This window comes from Streptomyces sp. NPDC021019 (genome assembly GCF_044333295.1).
In the GTDB taxonomy this organism is placed as follows: Bacteria; Actinomycetota; Actinomycetes; order Streptomycetales; family Streptomycetaceae; genus Streptomyces.
In genome coordinates this window covers 1315818-1336773 of sequence record NZ_JBIRQR010000001.1, presented here as the reverse complement: position 1 = coordinate 1336773, position 20956 = coordinate 1315818, and the positions used below count along the sequence as shown (strand labels likewise).

The 20956-nt window shown below is 73.0% G+C and carries 14 protein-coding genes; 5 read left to right on the top strand and 9 right to left on the bottom strand.

The annotated features are described in order from the left end of the window. Positions 1–2: 2 nt before the first annotated feature. Positions 3–1259 carry a helix-turn-helix domain-containing protein gene (locus ACH4RG_RS06265; RefSeq protein WP_398539180.1) on the top strand — a complete coding sequence of 419 codons (1257 nt, stop codon included), beginning with the start codon at positions 3–5 and terminating at the stop codon, positions 1257–1259. A gap of 150 nt (positions 1260–1409) precedes the next feature. Here ACH4RG_RS06265 and sucD read toward each other — a convergent pair whose 3' ends face one another. From sucD to ACH4RG_RS06230, 7 genes are all read right to left on the bottom strand, one after another. Continuing rightward, positions 1410–2294: a succinate--CoA ligase subunit alpha gene (gene sucD, locus ACH4RG_RS06260; RefSeq protein ID WP_265599790.1), complete on the bottom strand. Its 885-nt coding sequence runs from the start codon at positions 2292–2294 to the stop codon at positions 1410–1412. A gap of 21 nt (positions 2295–2315) precedes the next feature. Then, positions 2316–3497 carry an ADP-forming succinate--CoA ligase subunit beta gene (gene sucC / locus ACH4RG_RS06255; protein WP_007450903.1) on the bottom strand — a complete coding sequence of 394 codons (1182 nt, stop codon included), beginning with the start codon at positions 3495–3497 and terminating at the stop codon, positions 2316–2318. A gap of 461 nt (positions 3498–3958) precedes the next feature. Then, positions 3959–4654 carry a hypothetical protein gene (locus ACH4RG_RS06250; RefSeq protein ID WP_398539179.1) on the bottom strand — a complete coding sequence of 232 codons (696 nt, stop codon included), beginning with the start codon at positions 4652–4654 and terminating at the stop codon, positions 3959–3961. Positions 4655–5019: 365 nt separating this feature from the next. Then, positions 5020–6375 (bottom strand): VWA domain-containing protein, encoded by a 1356-nt coding sequence (locus ACH4RG_RS06245; RefSeq protein WP_397920073.1) that lies wholly within the window; start codon positions 6373–6375, stop codon positions 5020–5022. Continuing rightward, a complete protein-coding gene (locus ACH4RG_RS06240; RefSeq protein ID WP_398539178.1) occupies positions 6372–8930 on the bottom strand; it encodes a DUF5682 family protein in 2559 nt (852 codons plus the stop codon). Before ACH4RG_RS06240 ends, ACH4RG_RS06245 begins: the two co-directional genes overlap by 4 nt. Continuing rightward, complete coding sequence (locus tag ACH4RG_RS06235; RefSeq protein ID WP_398539177.1) at positions 8927–10051, bottom strand: AAA family ATPase; 1125 nt, start codon at positions 10049–10051, stop codon at positions 8927–8929. The genes ACH4RG_RS06240 and ACH4RG_RS06235 overlap by 4 nt, the downstream gene beginning before the upstream one ends. 179 nt (positions 10052–10230) lie before the next feature. Further along, positions 10231–10704, bottom strand: coding sequence for a hypothetical protein (locus ACH4RG_RS06230; RefSeq protein WP_397920067.1), 474 nt, complete (start codon positions 10702–10704; stop codon positions 10231–10233). Positions 10705–10858: 154 nt separating this feature from the next. On the opposite strand from ACH4RG_RS06230, the gene ACH4RG_RS06225 reads away from it, so the two are divergent. Then, a complete protein-coding gene (locus tag ACH4RG_RS06225) occupies positions 10859–12265 on the top strand; it encodes an SWIM zinc finger family protein (RefSeq protein ID WP_397920065.1) in 1407 nt (468 codons plus the stop codon). Between the two features lie 281 nt (positions 12266–12546). Continuing rightward, entirely contained in the window at positions 12547–14229 is a 1683-nt protein-coding gene (locus ACH4RG_RS06220; RefSeq protein WP_398539176.1) for a DUF5691 domain-containing protein, read from the top strand. A gap of 286 nt (positions 14230–14515) precedes the next feature. Here the strand turns inward: ACH4RG_RS06220 and ACH4RG_RS06215 are convergent, their stop codons facing one another. Then, positions 14516–14929 (bottom strand): cobalamin B12-binding domain-containing protein, encoded by a 414-nt coding sequence (locus tag ACH4RG_RS06215; protein WP_003966859.1) that lies wholly within the window; start codon positions 14927–14929, stop codon positions 14516–14518. A gap of 385 nt (positions 14930–15314) precedes the next feature. On the opposite strand from ACH4RG_RS06215, the gene ACH4RG_RS06210 reads away from it, so the two are divergent. Further along, entirely contained in the window at positions 15315–16223 is a 909-nt protein-coding gene (locus ACH4RG_RS06210; protein ID WP_398539175.1) for an esterase/lipase family protein, read from the top strand. A 205-nt stretch (positions 16224–16428) separates the two neighbouring features. Continuing rightward, complete coding sequence (locus ACH4RG_RS06205) at positions 16429–18264, top strand: peptidoglycan DD-metalloendopeptidase family protein (RefSeq protein WP_397929680.1); 1836 nt, start codon at positions 16429–16431, stop codon at positions 18262–18264. 92 nt (positions 18265–18356) lie between these two features. On the opposite strand, the gene pcrA is transcribed toward ACH4RG_RS06205, so the two are convergent. Beyond that, positions 18357–20798, bottom strand: a complete 2442-nt coding sequence (gene pcrA, locus ACH4RG_RS06200) for a DNA helicase PcrA (RefSeq protein ID WP_397920058.1) — start codon at positions 20796–20798, stop codon at positions 18357–18359. Positions 20799–20956: the final 158 nt, after the last annotated feature.

Here is a 20956-nt window from a genome sequence, read left to right as displayed (position 1 = left end):
CCATGACCCGGAGCACGACCGACGAGGCCGCCGCACCGCAGCTGCCCTCCCCCAAGGAGCGCCGCAGACTGCGCGAGGCGAAATCGCTGAGCGAGGAGCAGGTAGCGGCGGCGGTCGGCGTCACGCGCGCCACCGTGCGCTCCTGGGAGACGGGGCGCACGAGCCCGCGCGGACGCAAGCGCGTGCTGTACGCGAAGCTCATCGCCCCCGAACCGGAGGCGCCCATCCTCGAAGCGGTGGCACCTGCCCCCGAACCGGTGGCACCCACGCCACCAGCGGCTGCGTCTGTGATTGCGGCAACTCAGGAGCCTACGGCCGAAGCTCCTCCCCCAGCCGCTCCGGAGGTACAGGTACAGGTGCCGGTGGTGACGGGCACGGGGGCGGAGAGGGGGAGAGCCGGAGAGAGGGAGGGGGCCACGGAGGTGGGCGGCGAGCGGCGCCTCTCCCCCGCCGAGGCGTTCGACGCGCTGTACGCCCGGGCCGCCCCCGGCCTCGTCCGGCAGGCCTATCTGCTGACCGGCCGCCGCGCCCTGGCCGCCGAGTCCGTCGAGCGTGCCTTCCAACTGGCCTGGCACCGCTGGCCGGAGGTGGCCGTCGACCGCGACCCGGCCGGCTGGGTGCGCGCGGCGGCGTACGAGTACGCGATGTCCCCCTGGCACCGGCTGCGCCGCGCGCACCGGCATCCCGACGCCCCGCCCACGGAACCGGAGAAGCAGGCGCTGTTCGACGCGCTGCTCGACCTGCCCCCGGCCTACCGGCGCACGCTCCTCCTGTACGACGGGGTGGGCCTCGACCTCCCGGAGACCGCGGCCGAGACGGAGGCCAGCACCCCGGCTGCGGCCGGCCGGCTGATGACCGCCCGCGCCGCCGTCGCCGAGCGGCTCCCCGAACTCGCGGCCACCGGGTCACCCGCCGAGCAGTCGGCCCTGCTGCACGACCGGCTCGGCGGGCTCGCGGGCGCCGAGCACGTCCCCGTACCGCGGCCGGCCCGTGCCGTGCGCACCGGCAGCGAGGACAGGGCCAGGCTGTGGACCCGGGCCGCCATCGCGGGAGTCGCGCTGCTCATCGCCGTGACCGGACTGACCCTGCACACCGCGCCCACCCACTACGAGCCGCCGATCGCGCCCGCCGAGCGGGTTGGGGGCGTACCGCCCCGCGGTGGTCCGCAGAAGCTCACCGCTCAGGACCTGAAGCTCCAGAAGTCGCTGCGAGAGCAGCTGTCCCACGGCCCGGAGCGGCTGATTCCGCAGCTCCGGTGAGCCGTCGCGCGGACTGAGCCGTCGCCAGGACGGCAGGCGCGCACGCGAACGGCAGGCGCCTACGCCAACGGCGCGGGCCCGCACCCCTGTATGACAGGGAGTGCGGGCCCGCGCCGTTCGCAGCGTGTCTCCGCCGCCTGACCGACTGCGTCAGGCGCCGAGGATCTCGCGCGCCAGCTTGGCGGTCTCGGTCGGCGTCTTGCCGACCTTGACGCCGGCGGCCTCGAGGGCCTCCTTCTTCGCCTGGGCGGTGCCCGAGGAGCCGGAGACGATGGCGCCGGCGTGGCCCATGGTCTTGCCCTCCGGAGCGGTGAAGCCCGCGACGTACCCGACGACCGGCTTGGTGACGTTCTTCGCGATGAAGTCGGCGGCACGCTCCTCGGCGTCGCCGCCGATCTCGCCGATCATCACGATGAGGTCGGTCTCCGGGTCCGCCTCGAACGCCGCGAGGGCGTCGATGTGCGTGGTGCCGATGACCGGGTCGCCCCCGATGCCGACGGCGGACGAGAAGCCGATGTCACGGAGCTCGTACATCATCTGGTAGGTCAGCGTGCCGGACTTCGACACGAGACCGATGCGGCCGGGCTTGGTGATGTCGCCCGGGATGATGCCGGCGTTGGACTGGCCGGGGGTGATGAGACCCGGGCAGTTCGGGCCGATGATCCGGGTCTTGTTGCCCTTCGCGCCGGCGTACGCCCAGAAGGCGGCCGAGTCGTGGACGGCGATGCCCTCGGTGATCACGACGGCGAGCGGGATCTCGGCGTCGATCGCCTCGATGACGGCGGCCTTGGAGAAGGCCGGCGGCACGAAGAGGACGGACACGTTCGCGCCGGTCTTCTCCATCGCCTCGGCGACGGAGCCGAAGACCGGTACCTCGGTGCCGTCGAAGTCGACGGAGGTGCCGGCCTTGCGCGGGTTCACGCCGCCGACGATGTTGGTGCCGTCGGCGAGCATGAGCTTGGTGTGCTTCATGCCCGTCGCGCCGGTCATCCCCTGGACGATGACCTTGCTGTCCTTGGTGAGGAAGATAGCCATGGTGGTCTGAGTCCCTCTTCCTTACTTCGCAGCCGCGGCGAGCTCGGCGGCCTTGTCGGCCGCACCGTCCATGGTGTCCACGCGCTGCACGAGCGGGTGGTTGGCGTCGGAAAGGATCTTGCGACCCAGCTCCGCGTTGTTGCCGTCGAGACGCACGACCAGCGGCTTCTCGACCTTCTCGCCCTTGGACTCGAGCAGCGCGAGCGCCTGCACGATGCCGTTGGCGACCTCGTCACAGGCGGTGATGCCACCGAAGACGTTGACGAAGACGGACTTGACGTCCGGGTCGCCGAGGATGATCTCCAGGCCGTTCGCCATGACCTCTGCGGAGGCGCCGCCACCGATGTCGAGGAAGTTGGCGGGCTTCACGTTGCCGTGGTTCTCACCGGCGTACGCGACGACGTCCAGGGTCGACATGACCAGACCGGCACCGTTACCGATGATGCCGACCTCGCCGTCGAGCTTGACGTAGTTGAGGTTCTTGGCCTTGGCGGCAGCCTCGAGCGGGTTGGCTGCGGCCTTGTCCTCGAGCGCCTCGTGACCCGGCTGACGGAAGTCGGCGTTCTCGTCGAGAGACACCTTGCCGTCCAGGGCCAGGATCCGGCCGTCCTTGGTCTTCACCAGCGGGTTGACCTCGACGAGGAGCGCGTCCTCGGCGACGAAGGTGTCCCACAGGGTCACCAGGGCCTCGGCGACACCCTCGGCCACGTCGGCCGGGAACTTCGCCTGGGCCACGATCTCGCGGGCCTTGACGATGTCGACCCCGTCGACGGCGTTGACGGGGACCTTCGCGAGGGCCTCGGGGGTCTTCTCCGCGACCTCCTCGATGTCCATGCCACCCTGCACCGAGGCCATGGCCAGGAAGGTGCGGTTGGTGCGGTCGAGGAGGTACGAGACGTAGTACTCCGCCTCGATCTCCGGGGACAGCTCGGCGATCATCACCTTGTGGACCGTGTGGCCCTTGATGTCCATGCCGAGAATGTCGGTCGCCCGGGCGACCGCCTCGTCGGGGTCGGCCGCCAGCTTGACGCCGCCGGCCTTGCCTCGGCCACCGACCTTCACCTGCGCCTTGACGACAGACTTGCCGCCCAGCTTCTCGGTCGCCTCGCGGGCTGCCTCAGGCGTGTCGATGACTTCACCGGCCAGCACCGGTACACCGTGCTTGGCGAAGAGGTCCCTCGCCTGGTACTCGAACAGGTCCACGCGCGTCCGTCCCTTTTAGTGGTCTCGCGGTTCGTTCTTCTGCGTGGGCGTGCCGCGATGGGCAACGTGACTGCGCGGTCACAAGGAAGGCGTACACGGTGTCCGAGTACGCGGCATGTCCATCCGGCAGGTTATCCCCGCGCTCCGTGTGACCCTAAATCGCAGATCACACCTGAGCGGTGATAACGGTCACAGGGGGTGGCCCTTCCGGCTCCCGGGCGGAGCCGGAAGGGAGCCGGAAGGGGTTGGTCGGAGCCGGAGTACCCGGCCCGGGTCCCCTGTGCCGGGTACTCCGATGTGGTGAGACGGCGCGGTCTCTCAGCCCGTGCCGTTCGCCCTTGTCGGACATCTCGGAGCCGACTTCTCCTAGCCGACTCTCCGGGGGGGGCCTTCCGAGAGCCGACTTCTCGGAGCGGGCTTCTCGGAGCGGGCTTTTCGGAAGGGCTCCTCGGAAGGCCTTCTCAGAGCGCGGGCAGCGCGTGCGTCGCGAAGGACGGGGCGGCGGAGGTGACGCCCCGGACGCCGGCGCCCACGTGCCCGACGGCGGGGCGGGCGTCCTCGCCGGCCCTGTCCGCCAGACCGCCCGCGAACGGCCGGACCTGCGCCCCGACGCTCTCGGCCAGCGGCTGCACCCAGGTGGTGACCCCCTGCGCGAACGGCGCGACCGCGTCACCGGTCAGCCCCTCGCCAAGCGGTGCCACCTCGGAGGCGACACCCCCGGCGAACGGCAGGGCCGCACCCGCGACGCCGGCCGCCAGCGGCTGGACCTCGGTCGTGACACCTCGCGCGAAGGGTGCGGCGGCGTCGCCGACGACGCCCTGGGCGAACGGCACGACCTCGCCGACGACTTCCCGGGCGAGCGTGCCGACGTCGCCGACCGCCTGCCCGGCGACCGGGACCGCGACGCCGACCGCACCCGCGGCGAGCGGCGGCAAAACCGAGTCGGACGTCTGCCCGACCACGGGCCCTGCCTCGGCCGGCGCCTCCTGGACGGCGGCCGGCGGCTGGTTCCGCGCGTAGCCGGGGATCTCCTCGATCGGCCCGAACAGGTAGTCGACCTCGTCCGCCGGCGCAGCGGGATGCCGCACGGCCCCGGGCGCCTGCTGTACGTCGCCGAGCCCCGGGACCTGCGGGGCCCCCTCGACCGTCTTGATCACTGTCCCGACCACCGGCCGGGCCGCCGGCTCGACTGCCGTACGGACGGCGGCGTCAGAAACTGCGCCCTGCGGCGCTGCGTGCGCCACGGAGGCGGTGAGCGGTCCCGGGTCCGCACGCTCCCGCGCTTCCCCGTGTCCACCCGCGAGGAGAACCAGAGCCAGCAGCCCGCCGAGGAACAGCCCCGCCCGTACCCGCGCGACGCCCCGCCGTACCCCGCGCCGGGCGCGGATCGACGGCCGCGCGAGCAGCGGCGGTTGCGGTCACCTCGGTGGTTCCTCTCTGATGCACGGGTGGCGGGATGCGCCCCTCCGCGCATGGCGGGTCGCTGCTTGCACGAGCCCGTGGGGGTCGCGCAAGTCCCCGGTTACTGTTCGGGCTCCTTGTCCGGTATGGGCAGTGGCCTCTTCTCGATCGCCGCCGCCATGACGTCCGGGAAGAGATCCGGCGTACAGGCGAACGCCGGTACGCCCAGGGCCCCGAGCGCCGCCGCGTGCGCGTGGTCGTAGGCGGGTGCGCCCTCGTCGGAGAGCGCGAGCAGCGTCACGAACTGCACGCCGGAAGCCTTCATCGCGATGACCCGCTTGAGCATCTCGTCGCGTATGCCGCCCTCGTAGAGGTCGCTGACGAGGACGACGACGGTGTCCGCGGGGCGGCTGATCTTCGACTGGCAGTAGGCGAGCGCCCGGTTGATGTCGGTGCCGCCGCCGAGTTGGGTACCGAAGAGGACGTCGACCGGGTCGTCGAGCTGGTCCGTGAGGTCGACGACCGCCGTGTCGAAGACGACGAGTCGGGTCGAGAGGGTGCGCATGGAGGCGAGCACCGCCCCGAAGACCGAGGCGTGGACGACCGACGCGGCCATCGAGCCCGACTGGTCGATGCACAGGACGATGTCCTTCTTGGCGGACCGGGAGGCGCGCCCGTGGCCGATGAGGCGCTCGGGAACGATCGTGCCCGTCGGCGGCACGCCGTCGGCCCCCGGAACGGGAAGGTAGTTCTTGAGGTTGGCCCGGATGGTGCGGTTCCAGTCGATGTCCCGGTGGCGGGGCCGGCTGACGCGCGCCGAGCGGTCCAGGGCGCCGGTCAGGGTGGCCCTGGTGCGGCTCTCCAGACGCCTCTCCAGGTCCTCGACGACCTTGCGGACGACAATGCGCGCGGTCTCCTTCGTCGTCTCGGGCATCGCTTTGTTGAGGGAGATCAGGGTGCCGACGAGGTGGACGTCCGCCTCGACCGCCTCCAGCATCTCCGGTTCGAGGAGCAGGTCCGCCAGGCCGAGCCGGTCGATCGCGTCGCGCTGCATGACCTGGACCACGGAGCTGGGGAAATAGGTCCGGATGTCGCCGAGCCAGCGGGCGACGGAGGGCGCCGACGCGCCGAGGCCCGCCGAACGGCCACCGGAGCCCCGGCCGCCCGGCTTCTTCCCCACGCCCCCGCCGTACAGCGCGTCCAACGCACCGTCCATCGCGGCGTCCTGGCCGGTGAGGGCGCGCGCGGTGCTGTCGGTACTGTCCGCGCCGAGCACCATCCGCCAGCGCCGCAGCCGTTCGGCGTCGGGCACGTGCGGGGCGGTGCCCCGCGCCGTCCCGGAGGCCTGGGCCGTCGTCCGTTCCATCGTCTCCCCCGTCGGGTCCGTCGTGCCGTGGCCCCTCGTGCCCGGGTCCGTCGCGCCGTGGTCGGTCGCGCCGTGGTCCGTCGTGCCCGGGTCCGTCGCGGTCGTCGTCATCCGGCTGCCTCCCCGAGGTCCGGTCGGCGGCCGATCAACAGGCGCAGCGCCGGCTCCACCGCGTCGGCCCTGACCCGGTCGAGACCGGGTCCGAAGCCCCCGGCAACCCGGGCGGCGTCGTCCCGGCGGGCGCCTTCGGGGACGGGCCCGCGCCGGACCAGCTCGCCCAGGGTGCGCCGTACGCCCGGGTCGTACGCGGAGAACGTGCGGCGCAGCAGCGGCAGCACATCGGTGAACATCTCGGCGGGGACACCGGTCAGCCAGGCGTCGACGAGGCCGAGCAGACGCTCGTCGTGGACCAGCAGCATGCCGCCGCCCGACGCTCCGCCGACGAACCCCTCGATCCAGGCGGCGGCGTCGGCGGGCGGCGTTCCGGGCGAGAGCGCCAGACCCATCAGCCGGGCCGCCTCGTCCTCGGCCAGCCGTCCCTCGTCCAGGAGCAGCCGGGTGGCCCGGCCCCGGATGATCCCGGCGACCGTGTCCCGCGCCGCCAGCTTGTGCAGGACGCCGTCCCAGCGCTCCCGCAGTCCTTCGGCGGGGGCCGTTCCGGCGAGCAGGAGCCCGATCGCACCGTGCACGGCCTCCACCTGACGGCGCAGCGCCTCGGCCCCGTCGGCGTCGAGGCCGGTGCAGGCGGGCGGCAGGCCGACGCAGATCCGCTCGGCGAGGCCGGCGGCGACCTCCGCGAGCGCCGCCGTGTCCGTGGAGCGCACGTCCCCGTACCGCAGGGAGCGGGCCAGGGCGGGCAGCGCGTCCGCGAGGTGGCCGACGTCCGCGTCGAGCGCGGCCCGGTCGGCGAGGGCCCTCATCACGGCGGGCAGCGCGTCGGGCAGTCCGGCCAGGAGGCAGCGCTCGGCGAGTGCGGTGACGTCTGCCAGCGCGGTCGCCGCCACGGCCCCCGACTCGGCCTTCGCGGTGGCGGCGGTGAGCACGGTGGTACCCCACACGCCCGCCTCCGCGACCCGGACGTGCAGTTCCGGTTCCCAGCTCAGCCGCCAGCTCTCCCGGAAGGTGCCGGTGCTGCCCCGGCCCTCGACCGGGTCGCCCCAGCCGACGTCGAGGAGGCACAGCCGGTGCAGCAGACGGCTGCGGGCGGCGTCGGTCTCCTTGCGCAGGTCGAGGTCCAGCTCGCGTTCCGACGCCTCCGGCTTGAGCCGGAGCGTGCGCTGGCTGCGGGTCAGGTCCCGTTGCAGCGGGACGGCAGGGGCGGCGTCCGGCACCTCACCGAGGGTCTCGCCGACGATCAGCCGGTCCCGGACGAGGGCCAGCGGGACGTCGGACCCCTCGCACATGACGGCCCGCACCGCGTCGGTCGTCTCGCCGAGGCCGGCCAGCGGGCGGCCCCGGAAGGCTGCGAGGGTCTCGGCGAGCCGGACGGCCTCGATGACATGGGCGGTGGAGACGAACCGGTCCTCCTCGCGCAGCAGTCCGGCGACCTTGGTCATCCATCGCTCGATCGGCCGGTCGGCGACGTCGAAGAGGTGCCCGTACCAGCCGGGCGAGTCGATCCCCGCCCCGTATCCGCTGTGCCGGGCGAGCCTGCGGTACGTCCAGGGCACCCAGGTGAGGTCGGCCTTGACCTTCGGGAGGCCCTTGAGCAGGGCGCGGTCGGCGGCGAGGGTGGTCCGCGCGGCGAGGGCGGGAACGTGCCAGGCGCCGCAGACGACGGCGACGTCGTCCCCGAACTCCTTGCGCGCGGTACGCAACTGGATCCGCATGTACGCCTCGCGCACCGCGTCCCGGGGCTGCCCGCCGTCGCCGTACGCCTCGCGGAGAGCGCTCATGGCCTCCGCCAGCGCGACGAACGGCGCGAGCGCGTCGCTCACGTCGTACCCGTCGCTTTCGCCCATCGTGGCTTCGGGCGGGCCGCCGGTGGGCGTCGCCCGGCTGGGCGTCGCTCCGGTGGGTGAGCGGTGCTCGACGACGTCCTCCCACCAGCGTTCGGGATCGTCGTATCCGGCGGTCTCGGCCAGCACCCGGATCGGATCGACGACCGGCGTGGCTTCGTCCCCGGCCCGTTCCTCCGCCGTCGACTCCTCGCGCCCGATGCCCGGCGCGGGTTCCTTGAGCGCGAGGGAGTGGGTGGCGGGGAGGTCGATGAAGCGGACCGGGACGCCGTGGTCGAGAGCCCAGCGGATGGCCACCCATTCGGGCGAGAACGCGGCCATCGGCCAGAAGGAGGCCCGCCCCGGCTCGTCCACCGCGTGCGCGAGCAGCGCGACGGGAGGACGCATCCGCGGGTCGGCGGCGAGGGGCAGCAGCGCGTCGCCCTCGGGCGGCCCCTCGATGAGGACGGCAGCCGGACGGGCCGCCGCGAGCGCGGCGAGGACCGCGCGGGCCGACCCGGGGCCGTGGTGCCGCACCCCCAGGAGCCAGGGCCCGGCGGCCACGCGGCACCCCGGCCCGCCCCTGCCGGTGGTGGCGGACACCCCGGTCGTCGGCGCCCCGGTCGTGGGGGGCACTCCGGTCGTGGTCGGCGCCCCGGTCGTCGCGGGGGCACCAGTCGTGGTCGGCGCCCCGGTCGTCGCCGCCGCCGTCCCGGCGGGGCTCGTCATGCGGATACCTCGCGGCAGGCGCGGTAGAAGTCCTTCCAGCCGTCCCGCTCGCGGACCACGGTCTCCAGATACTCCTGCCAGACCACCCGGTCCGCCGCCGGGTCCCGGACGACCGCGCCGAGGATGCCGGCCGCGACGTCGCCGGGGCGCAGGACGCCGTCGCCGAAGTGGGCGGCGAGTGCGAGACCGTTGGTGACGACCGAGATCGCCTCCGCCGTGGAGAGGGTGCCGGAAGGGGACTTGAGTTTGGTGCGCCCGTCAGTGGTCACCCCCTCGCGCAGTTCGCGGAAGACCGTCACCACGCGCCGGATCTCGGTCAGGCCCTCCGGCGCCGCGGGCAGGTCGAGCGAGCGGCCGATCTGGTCGACGCGCCGGGAGACGATGTCGACCTCGGCGTCCTGAGTCGCGGGCAGGGGCAGCACGACGGTGTTGAACCGGCGGCGCAGCGCGCTGGACAGCTCGTTGACGCCGCGGTCCCGGTCGTTGGCCGTGGCGATGAGATTGAACCCCCGGACGGCCTGGACCTCCTGCCCCAGCTCGGGGACGGGGAGCGTCTTCTCGGACAGGATCGTGATGAGCGAGTCCTGCACGTCGGCGGGGATGCGGGTCAGCTCCTCGACCCGGGCGGTCATGCCCTCGGACATCGCCCGCATCAGCGGACTGGGCACCAGGGCGTCGCGGCTGGGACCGTGGGCGAGCAGCTGGGCGTAGTTCCACCCGTAGCGGACGGCTTCCTCGGGTGTCCCCGCCGTACCTTGCACGAGCAGCGTCGAGTCACCGCTGACGGCGGCGGCGAGATGTTCGGACACCCAGGTCTTGGCCGTACCGGGGACGCCGAGCAGGAGCAGCGCCCGGTCGGTGGCGAGCGTGGTCACGGCCACCTCGACCAGGCGGCGCGGGCCCACGTACTTCGGCGTGATCACCGTGCCGTCCGGCAGGGTCCCGCCCTGCAGATAGGTGGCGACGGCCCAGGGCGACAGCCGCCAACGGGCGGGCCTCGGGCGGTCGTCGGCGGCTTCGAGCGCCTTCAGCTCGTCGGCGAACGCGTCCTCGGCGTGCGGGCGGAGCGCCTCGGCGCCCGCCTCCGGCTCGACGGCCGCGGTGGTTTCGGACACGGTCATGGATCCCCCTCCAGATCGTTCGACCTGATGTGGTTCCCACCGTGCACCATGCCACTGACAACGGGCCCTGACCGCAGGTCAGGACCCGTTGGGAGATGCGCGGGACCAGCTCGGCCGCCCCCGCCGGGCCGGCGCTCGGCCAGCCAGTCAGGCGCTCGGCCGGTCAGCCGGTCAGCCGGTCAGCCCACGATCGGGGACACGGCCACGCAGCCGCCCGCCGTGAGCATGCCCTCCCCCTTCGCCTCCTTGATGACCTTGCCCTTGTACGTGATGGTGCAGGTGACGTCGGCGCCGCCCGCGTCCAGGGCCATCGGCATGACGGCGGGCGGCATGATGCCGCGCAGCTCGACGGTCTTCTTCCACGGCAGGGTCGGCGAGGTGACCGTCTCCAGCTTGGGCTCCATGGCTTCCCCGCCGCCCCCGTGGTAGGTGATCTCGTCGACGCTCTTGCCGGTGACCTCGTACGTGACCTCGTACTTCTCGTCCACGGTCGTGTCGACCGCCTTGCCGACCGCCTCGTCCACCGACTCGGCCGAGCAGGCGCCGAGGCCGAGCACGAGACCGGCGATCGCGAGGGCGTGGGCCGCGGCGGCTACGGGGCGGGAGGTTCTGGCGGTACGTGCGGTGCGGACGGTGCCGATGGTGCGGTTCATCTTGGGATCCCCCCTGGATCGGACCGGGCACGGATCTTTTCCGTACGCGGAGATCGCAGAGAAGCGCAGGGGTCAGACAAAGTCAAATTTCGCTCGGAGCGGCTGCTTCGCAGGTCGGAGGGGTTTGTCAGTGGTGCCCCCTACCGTCGGAGGCATGCTGCTATCTCATGGCGGAGAACCCTCGCCCACCGGTGGACCGGCGGTGCGCTGGTCGGTGGAACAGGTGCTGGCACTGGCGCCTGACGAGACGTCACGCAAGGCGAGCACGCGGCTCGGCTCGGCCGGCCCGTGGACGGGCACGGGCCGCGACGCGGCGGGCGCGGTATGGGGCCTGTGCAAGGGGAGCGGGAGCACGCCGTACCGCACGGTGGTCGACACCACCGGCCCGGCCTACTCATGCAGTTGCCCGAGCCGGAAGTTCCCGTGCAAGCACGCCCTGGGGCTGTTGCTGCTCCAGGCGTCCGACGACGCCGCGTTCCGGCCTGGTGAGCCGGCGGACTGGGCCGCGGCGTGGGTCGAGGCCCGGCGTGGACGCGCGGCGGAGAAGGGCGGGCCGGCGGCGGACGGTGACACCGCACGCGGCCCCGCCGACCCCGCCGCCGCCAGGAAGCGGGCGGAGCGCCGTGCCGAGCGCGTGACGGCCGGGGCCCAGGAGCTGGAACAGCGCTTGGCCGACCTGCTCCGCGGCGGACTCGCCGCGACCGACCGCTCGGGGTACGGCCTGTGGGAGGAGACCGCGGCCCGCATGGTCGACGCCCAGGCCCCAGGGCTCGCGGCCCGGGTGAGAGAGCTGGGCGCGATCACCGGGTCCGGTCCGGGCTGGCCGGTCCGCCTGCTGGAGGAGTGCGCCCTGCTCCATCTGCTGGACAGGGCCTGGATCGGCCGGGAGCGGCTGCCCGACCCGCTGGCCGCGACCGTGCGGACGCGAGTGGGACTGCCCATGTCCGCCGAGGGCGCCCCGGTCCGTGACCACTGGCTGGTCCTCGCGCGGTACGACACCCCGGACGGCAAGATCGTCGCCCGGCGGATCTGGCTGTACGGGCGGGAGTCGGGCCGTACGGCTCTGCTGCTCTCGTTCGGCCCGGCGGGCCGGGCCCCGGATCAGGCGCTGCCGGTGGGCGCGACGATCGACGCCGAGCTGACGCCCTATCCGGGCGGCGGGCAGCTCCGTGCGGAGCTGGGCGAGCAGTTCGGGGCCGTGGCCCCGGCCGGGCCCCCGCCGGGGATCGCCGCGGCGGCCGCGCCGGCCGCCTACGGGAACGCCCTGCGGGAGGACCCCTGGCTGGACGCCTGGCCGGTCACCCTGCGCGACGTCGTACCCGTGCCGGCCAAGAACGGCTGGCAGGTGGCGGACGCGTACGCCGACTCCGCGCTGCCGATCGCCCCGGCGGCGCTGTCCCGGCCGGGGCTGTGGAAGCTCGTCGCCCTGTCCGGCGGTGGCCCGGTCACCGTGTTCGGCGAGATCGGCCACCGCGGCTTCGACCCGTTCGCGGCCTGGGACCCGAGCGAGGCGAAGGAGGGCGAGCGCACCACGGGCGGCTCGATCGTCCAACTGGTCTGACCCGCGCGAACGGCCGCCCCGGCCCGGCGCACCCAGACGACACCCCACCCACCCGGCACACCCCGACGACCTGACCCATCTGCCTCCGACCCGACGACTTCGCCCCTCCCGGACAGCGCACCCCGACGACCCGCCCCACCTGCCCACCGCACCCGATCACCCGGGCCCACCCGCCCACCGCCCGCGAACTCCGTCCCGTCGTCCCGGCTCGCCGCCCTTCCCACGCCGCCTGTCCGCCGTCCCAGTCCGACATCCGCACATTTCTGCCGCTGGAGGGGAAGATGCCTCGCTCGACCAGCCCGTCCACCACCGCCGCCCCCGCCCCTGCCCCTGCCACCAATGCCGCCGGTACCGCCGCCGCTCGCGCCTCCGTCGACTCCCTCCCGTGGGAGGAGCTCGTCACCTCGGCGCTCCTGGGCACCGACCGCCGCCCCCCGACGCCACACGGCGGCCCCGTACCGGCCGACGCGCCCGCGGCCCTGCTGGACGCCGCCGCGCTGCAGACCGTGCGACAGCGGGCCGGGCTGCTGCCGGCCGTGGCGGAGAACCGGCCCGAGCTCGCCGCACCGGATCCCCGCCCGGCGCTCCCCGAGGCCGCCCGGCACCGGCTCGCCCACCTGCTGACCGACCGAGCCGCGCCTTCGGGCAGCGGGCGCCGCGGGGCCGCCCCCGATCTCACCGAGCTGATACCGCAGTGGCTGGCCACCGCCAACCGGAAGGGTTTCCGCGCCCCGGCCGCCCTGTTGCCGCCGCTGCTGGACGCCGCCCGCGCCCGTACGGACCTGCGCCCGCAGGCGCTCGCGTTCGCCGGGCCGCGCGGTCTGTGGCTGGCCGGGCTGAATCCCGACTGGAAGTTCGCCCTGCGGGGCGCGGCGAGCGGCGTGCTCCACTCCGACATCACGGACCCGGAAGCGGTGGACCGGCTGTGGGAGGAGGGGCTGTTCGCGGAGCGGGTCGCGCTGCTCGACGCCGTACGGGCGCAGGATCCTCCCGCCGCGCTCGCCCTGCTCGCCACCACCTGGCCGACCGAACGGGCCGAGGACCGGCTGATGTTCCTGGACTCCTTGCGGTCCGGCCTCGGGGACGACGACGAGCCGTTCCTGGAGCAGGCCCTCTCCGACCGCAGCCGCAATGTCCGCGCCACCGCCGCCGAACTGCTGTCCGCCCTGCCCGAGTCGGCGCTCGCCGGACGGATGGCGGCCCGCGCGATGTCCTGCGTCAACCCGGACCGTACCGGGGACACCGCCTCCATAGCCGTGGAGGCGCCGCACGAGTGCGACGCGGCGATGCAGCGCGACGGCGTCGCCGCGGTCCCGCCGACCGGCCGGGGCGAACGGTCCTGGTGGCTCGGCCAGTTGGTGGAGGCCACCCCGCTGGGCATCTGGGAGGAGCGGTTCGGCGGACGTCCCGCCGAGGAGGTCGTGGCCCTGCCCGTCGCCGACGACTGGGCCGACGAGCTGCACGCCGCCTGGTGCCGGGCGGCCGTGCGGCAGCGGAATCCGCAGTGGGCCCGGGCCCTGCTCGGGAGCCCCTCGGCACCCCCGGCCGGCGGCCCCGGGGCGGCCTCGATCGCCGAGCGCTCGAAGCTCCTCGCGGTCCTGGAGCAGTCCGAACGCGCCTTCTGGGTGGCCGAGTTCATCGCCGCGCACGGCCTCTCGGAGGCGTTCCAGCTGCTCGGGGTGTGCACGGTTCCCTGGGCCGGGCCGCTCGGGCGTGCGGTGGTCGACGCACTCGACATCGCGCGGGACGGCGGGAGCTATCCCTGGAGTTTCAGCGGAGTGATGGGCCTCGCGGAACGCTGTCTGGATCCGGCCGAGGCCGACCGGCTGGAGGTCCTGACGGCCGCGCAGGACGAGCAGGAGGGGGCATCGCCGGGGGCGGGCGGCTACTGGTCGGAAGCCTTCCGGCGCCTGGTCTCCACCCTGCGGCTGCGCGCCGCGATGGAGGCGGAACTGATGTCCTGATGCCGCGAGAGGAGCGGCGCGGATCTGCACACCGCCGCAAGGGAACGGAGCCGACCCGCCCACCGCCGTGAAACGACGACGAAGACCGGGCACGCACGCGGACGACCGCGATCACGCATCCGGGCAACGGCGACCGCGAGAACGCGAGCACGCACATGCCGGCGACCGCGATCACGATCACACACGCGGGCGAGGGCGAGGGCGGCAGGGCCGTCCCGGGAGGGGGACGGAACCGCCGTCGCCCGCGCGGGCCCCGTACGCAGCGGGCCCGCTCCGGGGTCGGCGTTCAGGCCTGCGCGGCCTGGCGGACGTTGGCGTTGACCCACGTGACGATCTCGGTCGTCGTCGCACCCGGGGTGAACAGCTCCGCGACGCCCAGCTCCTTCAGCGGCGCGATGTCGTCCTCCGGGATGATCCCGCCGCCGAACACCTTGATGTCCTCCGCCTCCCGGGCCTTCAGCAACTCGATCACCTTGGCGAACAGCGTGTTGTGCGCCCCGGAGAGGATCGAGAGGCCGATGGCGTCGGCGTCCTCCTGGATCGCCGTGTCGACGATCTGCTCGGGCGTCTGGTGGAGCCCCGTGTAGATCACCTCCATACCGGCGTCCCGCAACGCCCGCGCGATGACTTTGGCCCCGCGGTCGTGGCCGTCGAGTCCCGGCTTGGCCACCACCACACGGATCGGACCGGTCACACCCATCACTGCCTCCACCTGGTCTCCCGCGCCTGAAGGGCCGGGGATGTGAACGAACGTTATCCACAGCATCCCGCAAGGCGCTGTTTCGCGGCAGGCGGGGAGGGGGAAATCACATGTGGGACCTGTTCGCCGGGCGCCATCGACCCGTACGTGACCGGTCGGACGCCTCTGGGGAGCCGCCACGAGGCCGTCGTACCACCGCGCCGCCAGCCGCACGGCACGGTGGTGCGGCCCCGTGGCCCGCATCTCCGCGACCGTCGCGGAGACAGAGACACACCCCAATGAGGGCATACGGGGACGGGAGCCGCCTCCCCGACACGGGGGCGAAAGCCGCCTCCCTGATACGGGGACGGGAGCCGCCTCCGTGCGCCAGTGCAGGAGGCCGGCCGTGAAGCTCCTCCCTCTCCTCTCCCCGCTGCCCCGCCTGCCGGGCCCCCGGCCGTCGTCCGCGCTCCTCGGCGCCACCGCGCTGGAGCTGGCCGTCCTGGCCGGGCACCTGATCGCCTACCCCTTCGGCCTCACCCCGGAGCGCCGACGGTCCCCCCGCCCGCCGACCCGAGCACCGAGCACCGGCGCCGACGGCCCGGATCACGGCGGGACCACCCCGCGGGAGACCGCCGCCCTGCCGGTCGCCGCCGACGACACGCCGCCCGTCGTCCTGCTGCACGGCTTCATCGACAACCGTTCCGTGTTCGTCGTCCTGCGGCGCGCACTGACCCGGCACGGCCACCGCCACCTGGAAGCCCTCAACTACTCGCCGCTGACACGCGACATCCGGACCGCCGCCGAACTGCTCGGGCGCCATGTGGAGGAAGTCTGCGCGCGCACCGGGCACAGCCGGGTCGATGTCGTCGGGCACAGCCTCGGCGGCCTGATCGCCCGGTATTACGTCCAGCGACTCGGCGGTGACCGGCGGGTGCGCACTCTGGTGACGCTCGGAACCCCGCACGGGGGCACCGCCGTCGCCCCAGGGGCGGGCGTTCACCCCATCGTGCGTCAGATGCGCGGCGGTTCCTCCGTGATCGAGGAACTGCGCGCCCCCGCTCCCGGCTGCCGGACCCGGTTCGTGAGCTTCTGGAGCGACTGGGACCAGGTGATGGTTCCGGTCAGAACCGCGTGTGTCGATCATCCCGATCTCGACGCGGTGAACGTACGCGTCACCGGCATCGGGCACCTCGCGCTGCCCGTGCACCCGACGGTGGCCGCCGCTATCCGTGAGGTTCTCGAGACACCGGAGACCGGAGAGGACACCACCGGCCCCGCCGGATCCTCCACCGGGACGACCTCCGCGGCCTGAAATAGAACATCAGTCGAACGTAGGGCCAAGGCTGCGTCTGCCGTCCACCGAAAGACGGCCGATTGCCCGTTTCCTGCGAACGCAAAACCTGTCGAAGATTGTCGTCCTCACATACCGCCGGGTACAGTCGCGGCCACTGCTTCCCCCTGGGACTCCCCTGACCGGGAGCCAGAACAGTCCTGCTGCCGAGGCGAGAGAGAAGTTGGTGAACGACCAGCACCCCCACGCCGGGCATGTCGGGTACGACGACCGATCGACCGGCAGCTTCGCCACCGACCCGCTCTTCGGCTCCCTTTCGGGCAGCCACGACACCGGCTACGACGCGGGTCACCCCGCCGCCGGACACGGCGACACCACCTACGGCGTTGGCTACGACACGCCGTACGCGACCGGACAGCCGGACCACAGCGGCCAGTACGACTCCTCCGCGTGGAACACGGACACCGACACCGGCGCACAGCAGACGCCCCCCTACGACGGTTACGCCGCCCAGGAGCAGGCCCCGCAGCAGTGGGACACCTCCGGGGCCTGGCAACAGGTCACCGATCAGAACCCGACCGGCCCGTGGGCGACGGCCGACACCGGCGCTTTCCCCACCACCGGCTTCCCCACCGCCCCGTACGGCACGGAGACCGCGTACGCCACGGGGGCGTACGGCACCGGGGCCTACGGGACGGACGCCTACGACACCGGTACGTATCCGGCCGGCACCGCGTACGGAGCCGACGGCGTCCACGGCGCCGACGCCTACGAGACCGGGTCGTACCCGACCGCCGCGTACGGCACGACGGCCGTCGCGGCCGACACCGGGACGTACGCCACCACCACCTTCACCACCGGCACGTTCGACGCGGGCACCCATGACACCGGTACGCATGACACGGGTACGCATGACACCGGTTCGTACGACTTCGGTGCCCACGAAACCGGCGCTTACGGCACCGTTTCCTACGGCACGGGTGCGTACGGCACGGGTACGTACGGCACAGGTACGAACGACACGGGCGCCTACGACGCGACCGCGTGGAACTCCGGCGCCACGCCCGGGGACACCGCGTACGAACCCGAACAGACGTCGCACCCGCTGTACGAACAGCAGTCGGCCGACGCGACGACGCCCGGGGCGGCGGCCGAACCGGACGGTGCGGCCGAGGAGCCGGAGACCGGCCACCACTCCACCGCCGAGTTCGCCGCCCTCGCACCGGACGCCGTGCCGGAGCCGGAAGCCGGCGACGGCTCCCCCGTCGCGCACTCCGTGAACCGCACCGCCGTCCGTCCCCCCGCACCCCGCAACCGGGCCCGTCGGCGTACTCCCGCCAAGCGTTCCGCCCTGCTGACCGTCGCGGTGCCCTCCGCCTGCGTGATGAGCGTCGCGGGTATCGCCGCCGCCTCGGTCGGCGGGATGCCCGGCGGCGAGGAGAAGCCGGAGGAGACGACCACCTCGCTGGCGATGGCCGACCCCAGCACGGTCAAGCCGGTCGCCGCGAACAACCGGCTGGACAGCCAGCTGGAGCAGCTCTCCGAAGGCAGCGACGACTTCCGCGAGCGCGCGAGCCGCACCCAGGAGCGCCTCGACCTGCGGGAACGGCAGGCGGCGGAGAAGAAGAAGCGCGAGGAGGAGGCCGCACGCCGCGAGGCGCTGCGACCCAAGTTCGTCCTGCCGGTCAAGCAGCACGGGCTCAGCGCCTACTACGGCCAGGCGGGGGTCAACTGGATGTCCGTGCACACGGGCATCGACTTCCCCGTCTCGTACGGCACTCCGGTGATGGCCGCGACCGACGGCACCGTGCGCACCCAGCTGAACAGCGCCTACGGGGTCATGGCGATCGTGACCGCCGCCGACGGCACCGAGACCTGGTACTGCCACCTCAGCAGCACCAAGATCCGCTCCGGCCCGGTGAAGGCCGGCGACGTCATCGCGTACTCGGGGAACTCGGGGAACTCCACCGGTCCGCACCTGCACTTCGAGGTCCGGCCCGGCGGCGGCTCGGCGATCGACCCGCTGGCGTGGCTGCGCAGCAAGGGCGTCGACCCCAGCTGAGACAGCAGCACGAGAACGGGAAGAGACGGAAGCGGGAGCGAGGGCCAAGGCCCTCGCTCCCGCTTCCGTCTGTCCAGCCCTGTCCCGCCCGTCTACAGCTTCTCCACCGGCGCGTACCGCAGCAGCAGCTTCTTCGGGCGTTCGTCTCCGAAGTCGACCGTCGCCTTGGCCTGGTCGCCGAAGCCCTCGACGGCCGTCACCGTGCCGAGCCCGAACTGGTCGTGCGTGACCCGGTCCCCGGCCACCAGGGTGACCGTCGGCTTCTCCGCGCCGCCGCGCCGGGTCGCGAAACCCGAGGGTCCGGAGCGGGAGCGGGAGGAGGACAGCGAGGACGTGATGCCGGAGGTGGGCCCTGCGGGTGCGGCCATCGGGCCCTTGCGCCGCCAGTCCAGGTGCGCTTCCGGAATCTCCTCCAGGAACCGCGAGGGCGGGTTGTACGAGGGCTGGCCCCAGGCGCTGCGCATCGCCGCCCGGGTCAGGTAGAGCCGTTCGCGGGCGCGGGTGATGCCGACGTACGCGAGGCGGCGCTCCTCCTCCAGCTCCTTGGTCTGGCCGAGGGCCCGCATGTGCGGGAAGACCCCGTCCTCCATGCCGGTGAGGAAGACGACCGGGAACTCCAGCCCCTTCGCCGTGTGCAGGGTCATCAGCGTGATGACGCCGGAGCCGTCCTCGTCCTCGTCGGGGATCTGGTCGGAGTCGGCGACGAGCGCGACCTTCTCCAGGAACTCCGCGAGCGTGCCCGCGCCCTCCTCGTCGGCGCGCTCCTGCTCGAATTCGAGGGCGACGGCGGCGAGCTCCTGGAGGTTCTCGATGCGGGTCTCGTCCTGCGGGTCGGTGGAGGCCTGGAGCTCGGCGAGGTAGCCCGTGCGCTCCAGGACGGCTTCCAGGACGACGGCGGGTCCGGCGCCGGACTCGACGATCGTGCGCAGCTCCTCCATCAGCGTGTTGAAGCGCTTGACGGCGTTGGACGAGCGGGCGGCCATGCCGTACGCCTCGTCGACACGGCGCAGTGCCTGCGGGAAGGAGATCTTCTCGCGCATCGACAGGGCGTCGATCATCGCTTCGGCGCGGTCGCCGATGCCGCGCTTGGGAACATTGAGGATGCGGCGCAGCGGGACGGTGTCCTCGGGGTTGGCGAGGACCCGGAGGTAGGCCAGGACGTCCCGGACCTCCTTGCGCTCGTAGAAGCGCACACCGCCGACGACCTTGTAGGGCAGGCCCACGCGGATGAAGATCTCTTCGAAGACACGGGACTGGGCGTTGGTCCGGTAGAAGACGGCGACGTCGCCCGCCTTCGCGTCGCCCGCGTCGGTGAGCCGGTCGATCTCGTCGGCGACGAACTGCGCCTCGTCGTGCTCGGTGTCGGCGACGTAGCCGGTGATGCGGGCGCCGCTGCCGGCGTTGGTCCAGAGGTTCTTGGGGCGGCGGCTCTCGTTGCGCTCGATGACGGCGTTGGCGGCGGAGAGGATCGTCTGCGTGGAGCGGTAGTTCTGCTCCAGGAGGATCGTCGTCGCGCTCGGGTAGTCCTCCTCGAACTGGAGGATGTTGCGGATGGTCGCGCCCCGGAAGGCGTAGATCGACTGGTCCGCGTCGCCCACCACGCACAGCTCGGCGGGTGCGTCGGCCTCCCCGGCCGGGCCAACCAGCTCGCGTACCAGCGTGTACTGGGCGTGGTTGGTGTCCTGGTACTCGTCGACGAGGACGTGGCGGAAGCGGCGGCGGTAGTGCTCGGCGACGTCCGGGAAGGCCTGGAGGAGGTGGACCGTCGTCATGATGATGTCGTCGAAGTCCAGAGCGTTGGCCTCGCGCAGGCGGGCCTGGTAGAGCGCGTACGCCTGGGCCAGGGTCTTCTCGAACCCGTCCATGGCCTGCCCGGCGAAGGTCTCCTCGTCGATGAGCTCGTTCTTGAGGTTGGAGACCTTGGCGGTGAAGGACTTCGGCGGAAACTGCTTCGGGTCCAGGTCGAGGTCGCGGCAGACCAGGGCCATCAGGCGCTTGGAGTCGGCGGCGTCGTAGATCGAGAACGACGAGGTGAAGCCGAGCTTCTTCGACTCGCGGCGCAGGATGCGGACGCACGCGCTGTGGAAGGTCATGACCCACATGGCGTTGGCGCGGGGGCCGACGAGCTGCTCGACGCGCTCCTTCATCTCGCCCGCGGCCTTGTTGGTGAAGGTGATCGCGAGGATCTGGCCGGGGTGCGTCCCGCGCTCGGCCAGCAGGTGGGCGATGCGGTGGGTGAGGACGCGGGTCTTGCCGGAGCCGGCTCCGGCGACGATGAGCAGCGGGGACCCGGCGTGCACGACGGCGGCGCGCTGCTCGGTGTTCAACCCGTCGAGCAGGGCGGCGGAGTCGATCACCGGGCGCGCGTGACCGTCACGGTAGTACCCGTCCCGGGGCGGCGGGGGCGCGTCGTAGACGCCCCCGAAGAGACCCTCCGGCACCGCTTCGGGCGCGTGGTCCTCGGGGGGCGGCGGGGGGCCGTCCTCCGCGGGCTGGAGGCCGGTCAGGAAACTGTCGTCAAAGAGGCTGCTCATCGCCTCCCGAGTCTAGGCGGCCGGACTGACAACCTTCCGCCGAAGGCGAGAAGGGGCCGCTCACACCACACCGCCACCCGTACGCACGGGGACCGGACGGCGACGTTCCGTGAAGGAGTGCCCGGTCGGAGGGGGTGCCGGACGCCCGATCCGGAAAG